We start from the raw sequence: 5,322 nt of genomic DNA, 5'->3' as shown, positions 1-5,322 counted from the left end.
TGGTCGACAACGGCCACTTCCGGGTCCGGGGCTGCCCGAAGGTCGCCGCCGACGACGAGGCGTTCTCGGGGTTCACCACCGGGGAGGAGTGAACAGCCTTTCCTGCGGCGGTCCCCTTCCTCGGGTATGCAGTTCTGCGACGACTGCGGCTCGATGATGGTCGCGGAGGGCGACCTGATGGTCTGTCAGGAGTGCGACGCCACCCAGCCCCGCGACGAGGAGGCCGAGGCGGCGTTCGTCTCCACCGACGAACAGACCGAGGGCGACCTGATCGAGGCCGACGAGGACGCCGAGTACGAGGGGAAACCCACCGCCTCGGACGTGACCTGCGAGGAGTGCGGCCACAACGAGGCGTGGTACGACATCAAGCAGACCGCCTCCGCCGACGAGCCGCCGACGCGGTTCCTGCGCTGCAAGGAGTGCGACAACACCTGGCGGGAGTACAACTGACGCCGGCACGCTTTTCTTTCGCCCCTTCGACCCCGGCCAGTATGGCCCTCCCCGACCGCTTCGAACCGTGGCACGTCCTCGTCGTCGCCGCCTTCTTCGTCGGTACCGCCGGCTCGCTGTTCGGTAGCGGTACCGACGGGTTCGGCCTCGTGAACGTCCTCACGGCGGTCCTCAGCGGCCTGCTCTGGGCGTTCGCGGTGTACGTCTTCGTCGGCACGTTCCGGAACTACGTCACGAGCTACGCCGACACCGGGGGATCGCTGTGGGACCCGCGTTTCCTCGCCCCGTTCGTCGTCGGCGCGCTCGCGGCGGCCGCACTGTTCGGCTGGCGGCTGACCGAGACGGGGTTCTCGCCGTCGCTGATCGCCGGCGCCCTCTCCGCCGGCTTCTGGGCGTTCGTGCTCGCGATGGTCGTCGTGCTGACCGCGAGCTACGTCGTCACGGGCTACCGCGAGGCGCAGTAGTCGAGCAGGAACCCCCCGATGGTCTCGGCCACTCTCTCGGTCCGCCCGACGAAGAAGTGATCCGCCGACAGCGCCGTCGTCTCCCAGCCCAGCTCCTCGGCCCGCTCGACGACCGGCTCCCAGTCCGCGAGGTCGTCGCGCTCGCCGTAGGCCACCGTCGCGGGCGCCTCGATCCGCTCCATCGCCGGCACCGCGTTGAGGTCGTCGTTCAGCCGCGAGGGCGGCGCGAGCGCGGCGACGGCGGCGAGATCCGGCGTGGCGCCCGCGCTGCCGTCGACTTCGGTCCCGCCGGCCGCCAGCAGCGTCAGGCAGGCGCCGAAGCTGAACCCCGTCAGTCCGATCCGGTCGTAGCGCTCGCTCGCCCACTCGATCGCGGCGTACGTGTCGCCGAGTTCGCCGTACCCCTCGTCCCAGTCGCCGTAGTCGAACCGCAGGCAGTCGACGCCGGCCGCGGTGAGGTGGTCGCTGATCCCGACGAGGCGGCCGTCGCCGCGGTGGCCGCCCTGCTGTGGGTGGGGTGGGCAGGCGACGACGCAGGCGTCAGTTTCGCCAGCTACGGCCGGCCGATCATCGCCGGCCGCACCTTCATCGAGGTTCGCCCGCACGTCCCGCGCGCTCGGGATCACGATCGGCTCGCTGTCGCTCATGGGTCGGGCTGGGGCCGCCGCCGCCAAGCGCCTTCCGCTCGGAACCGCGGCTCCGCGGGAACTTTAAGGCGCTGACGACCGCATACCCGGCCATGGGAATCCTCTCGCGCGCCTCCTACATCGTGCGGTCGAAGGTGAACTCGGTGCTCAACCGCGCCGAAGACCCGAACGAGACGCTCGACTACTCCTACGAGCAGATGCGCGACCAGCTGCAGGAGGTCAAACAGGGTATCGCCGACCTGACGACCCAGAAGAAACGGCTGGAGATCCAGAAGCGCCGGCTGGAGGAGAACGTCGAGAAGCACAACGAACAGGCCCGCGAGGCCGTCCGGCAGGACCGCGACGACCTCGCCCGCGAGGCGTTAGAGAAGAAGAAGTCGAAGATGAACGAGATCGAGGATCTGGAGGCCCAGATCGCCGACCTCCAGGAGTCACAGGACCGCCTCGTCGAGAAGAAGGAGGAGCTCCAGAGCCAGATCGAGGAGTTCCGCACGAAGAAGGAGACGCTGAAGGCGCGCCACGACGCCGCCGAGGCTGAGACGCGCGTCTCCGAGGCGATGACCGGCGCCGGCGACGAGATGGCCGACGTGACCCGCGCCATCGAACGCTCCGAGGAGCGCACCGAGGAGATGGAGGCCCGCGCGGAGGCGATGGACGAACTCGAGGAGTCGGGCGCCTTCGAGAGCGCCCTCTCCGACGAGGACCGCATCGACCGCGAGCTCGAACAGGGGCGGACCGACACCGAGGTCGAGTCCGAGCTCGCGACGCTGAAAGGCGAACTCGGCGAGGACGTGGACTCGAACGGCGCCGATACCGACGCCGACGAGTCGTCGAGCGAGGAGACGGAGAGCGAGCCGGCAGACCCCGAGATCGAGAGCGAACTCGAGGAGCTTCGGGACGAGGAGTGACCCCCCGCGCCGCCTCGCCCTCCCCGAACGACGGTGAACCCCCGTGAGCGACGACGGCACCAGAGGTCGGACCAGCGACTCAATCCGGGAGCGTGCGGACGTGAGCACCGCCAAGCTCTGGCTCTACATGGCCGCGGACCGCCGGCTGGTCGCGCTGGGGGTCGCCGGCGCCCTGTTCCTCGGCGTCGTCGTCGGCGGGGTGCTCCACCCGGAGCCGTTCCCGCTGCTCGCCGAGGGCGACCCCGTCGAGACGCTGTCGCAGGCGCTCGTCGGGTCGACGGTGACCGGCGTGACGCTCGTGCTGACGCTCTCGCAGTTGGTGCTCTCCCAGGAGCAGGGCGCCGTCGGCGACCAGCGCGGTCGGATGGAGGAGGCGATGACGTTCCGCTCGGACGTGGCCGACCTGCTGGAGGACCCCGTCAGCCCGACCGAACCCTCGGCGTTCCTCCGGGCGCTCGTCAACGCCACCGAGCAGCGCGCCGACGAGGTATCGACGGCGGTCGAGGAACTCGAGGACGACGATCTCCGGGAGCGCGTTACCGAGTTCGTCGACGCCATCCGGGAGAACAGCGAGGGGGTCCGTTCGGACCTCCAGGGCGCCCGGTTCGGCGAGTTCGAGGTCATCTCGGCGGCGCTGGACTTCAACTACTCCTGGAAGCTCTACACCGCGAGGCGGCTCCGGGCCGAACACGCCGACAGCCTGAACGACGAGGCGGCCGACCGGCTGGCGGCGCTCTCGGACGTGCTCGAACTGTTCGGGCCCGCCCGCGAGCACTTCAAGACGCTGTACTTCCAGTGGGAGCTGATCGACCTCTCGCGGACCATCCTCTGGACGTCGCTGCCGTCGCTGCTGGTGTCGACGTGGGCGCTGCTGTTCTTCGACGCGGCCCCGGGCGCCGTCGCGGGCGTCCCGATCGCGCTGCTGCAGATCGCGGGCGTCGTCGCCGTCGCGCTGCTCCCGTTCGCGGTGCTGCTCGCGTACATGCTCCGCATCGTCACCGTCACCAAGCGGACGCTCTCGATCGGCCCGTTCATCCTGCGGGAAACCGACCGGGACGCGTCGTTCGAGGAGTGAGCGACTACGCCTCCCGCGCGCCGGTGCCGGGCAGCCCCAGTTCCGCCAGCCGCATCTCCCCCCCGGCGAGGTCGATGCCCTCGTAGGGGTCCGAATCCAGCAGCAGCGAGCCGTCGAGGTCGGCGTAGTCCAGCAGCGGGCCGAGGTGGGCACCGGCAGCGATGCTGGCGTTGCTCTCGATCATGCAGCCGAGCATCACCTCCAGCCCCTCGGCGCGGGCGGCGTGGATCATCCGTTTCGCCTCGAGCAGCCCGCCGCACTTCATCAGCTTGAGGTTCGCGATGTCGCACTTGTCGGCGATCTCTGGAATATCCTCCAGCGTGACGCAGGACTCGTCGGCGGCGATCGGCAGTTCGCTGCGCTCGTAGGCGAACTGCAGGCCCTCGGGGTCCTCGGCGGGCACCGGCTGCTCGATGAACTCCACGCCGTGGTCCGCGAGCCACGCCGAGTTCCGAACCGTCTCGCGCGGCGTCCACGCCTCGTTGGCGTCGACGCGCAGCGTCGCGTCGGGCGCCTCCTCGCGGATCGCCTCGATGATCTCGCGGTCGCGGTCGGTGCCCAGTTTCACCTTGAGCGTCGAGTAGCCCGCCTCGACGGCGTCTTCGGTTTTCTCGCGGATCTTCTCGGTCGTGTCGAGGCCGATGGTGAACGAACTGGTCGGCGTCGACTCGGGGTCCAGCCCCCACATCCGGTAGAGGGGAAGCCCGGTCCGCTTGGCGGCGAGATCGTGCAGCGCGATCGACACCGCACACCGCGCGGCGGGGTTGCGCTCGACGACGTGGCGCATTCGCTCCTCGATCGTCGTCAGCGCGTGAGGGTCGCCGACCTCCTCGACCACGTCGAGCAGGTCCGGCAGCACCGCCTCGACGGTGTTCGCGGTCTCGCCGTAGTGCGCCGAGGGCGCGGCGCCGCCGATTCCGGTCATCCCGCCCTCGTCGGTGATCTTGACGATCACGTTCTCCGCGGCCTCGGTCGTCCCTCGGGAGATGGTAAAGGCGTCCGCCAGCGGCAGCGAGACGCGTTCGAACTCCGTGTCGAGGCTCATTCCCCGACCACCTCGTCGACGATCTCCGCGGCGTCGAAGCGCACGGGATCGGTCGCGACGCCGCCGATCTGGTCGGCGAACGCCTCGACAGCCTCGCGGGCCGCCTCGTCGCCGTCGATCTCCTTCGTGGTGAGCGCGCCGGCGACTACCTCGGTCTCGTGGACCGGCGCCGCGAGCGACTCGTAGAGGTCGACGTACTCCGCGATCGGCGGCAGGTCGGTGTCCTCGTAGCCGTGGACGACCTCGCGGCCGGCCTCGTGACAGAGCACCAGCTTGTCCGCCATCGAGCCGTGGAGGATGCCGCAGGTCACCGCGGAGTAGGCCGGGTGGACGATGCTCCCCTGCCCCTCGACGAACAGCACGTCGTGCTCGTCGCCCCGTTCGAGCAGCATCTCCTCGACTGCGCCGGCGGTGAAGTCGGAGACGACGCGGTCGACGGGGTTGCCCCAGCCGGCGATCATGATCCCCGTCTGGCCCGTGGGGACGAAGCCGGCGTCGATGCCGGCGTCCCGGGCCGCCTCGACCAGTTCGCAGGTGGCGGTCATCTTCCCGACCGAGCAGTCGGTGCCGACCGTGAGGACGACCTCGGCGTCGATCTCGTCGGATTTCCCCTCGGCGACGCCGATCCCCGGGTGAGGCTCGCGCACGTCGTGGATATCCGCGCCGTGTTCGGCCGCGAGCGTCGCGAACTCCTCGTCCTCGTTGAGGAAGTAGTGGAGGCCGGCGACCACGT

Annotated in this window: 7 protein-coding genes; 4 read left to right on the top strand and 3 right to left on the bottom strand. The window is 69.9% G+C overall.

Annotated elements, in window-relative coordinates; all coding sequences use genetic code 11:
* Positions 1–126 precede the first annotated feature (126 nt).
* Both ACFR9S_RS01835 and ACFR9S_RS01830 read left to right on the top strand, forming a co-directional pair.
* On the top strand, positions 127–450 hold the full coding sequence (locus ACFR9S_RS01835) for a transcription factor S (RefSeq protein WP_379732651.1): 324 nt from the start codon (positions 127–129) through the stop codon (positions 448–450).
* A 41-nt stretch (positions 451–491) separates the two neighbouring features.
* A complete protein-coding gene (locus tag ACFR9S_RS01830) occupies positions 492–914 on the top strand; it encodes a hypothetical protein (RefSeq protein ID WP_379732652.1) in 423 nt (140 codons plus the stop codon).
* Here the strand turns inward: ACFR9S_RS01830 and ACFR9S_RS01825 are convergent.
* On the bottom strand, positions 896–1,561 hold the full coding sequence (locus ACFR9S_RS01825) for a dienelactone hydrolase family protein (RefSeq protein WP_379817924.1): 666 nt from the start codon (positions 1,559–1,561) through the stop codon (positions 896–898). The genes ACFR9S_RS01830 and ACFR9S_RS01825 overlap by 19 nt on opposite strands.
* A gap of 92 nt (positions 1,562–1,653) precedes the next feature.
* On the opposite strand from ACFR9S_RS01825, the gene ACFR9S_RS01820 reads away from it, so the two are divergent.
* Positions 1,654–2,469 (top strand): PspA/IM30 family protein, encoded by an 816-nt coding sequence (locus ACFR9S_RS01820; protein WP_379731738.1) that lies wholly within the window; start codon positions 1,654–1,656, stop codon positions 2,467–2,469.
* Positions 2,470–2,512: 43 nt separating this feature from the next.
* Positions 2,513–3,544, top strand: a complete 1,032-nt coding sequence (locus tag ACFR9S_RS01815; protein WP_379731739.1) for a hypothetical protein — start codon at positions 2,513–2,515, stop codon at positions 3,542–3,544.
* Positions 3,545–3,548: 4 nt separating this feature from the next.
* On the opposite strand, the gene ACFR9S_RS01810 is transcribed toward ACFR9S_RS01815, so the two are convergent.
* Both ACFR9S_RS01810 and ACFR9S_RS01805 read right to left on the bottom strand, forming a co-directional pair.
* Positions 3,549–4,589, bottom strand: a complete 1,041-nt coding sequence (locus ACFR9S_RS01810) for a dipeptide epimerase (protein WP_379731740.1) — start codon at positions 4,587–4,589, stop codon at positions 3,549–3,551.
* Positions 4,586–5,322, bottom strand: a 737-nt coding sequence (locus tag ACFR9S_RS01805) for a DUF1611 domain-containing protein (protein ID WP_379817922.1), incomplete at its 5' end; no start/stop codon positions are given. The genes ACFR9S_RS01805 and ACFR9S_RS01810, both read right to left, overlap by 4 nt.

The sequence above is a fragment of the Halolamina salina genome, from assembly GCF_042678005.1.
GTDB classification, from domain to species: domain Archaea; phylum Halobacteriota; class Halobacteria; order Halobacteriales; family Haloferacaceae; genus Halolamina; species Halolamina salina.
Note: the sequence above shows the minus strand (reverse complement) of the source record. Positions and strands in the feature narration are given on the sequence as shown.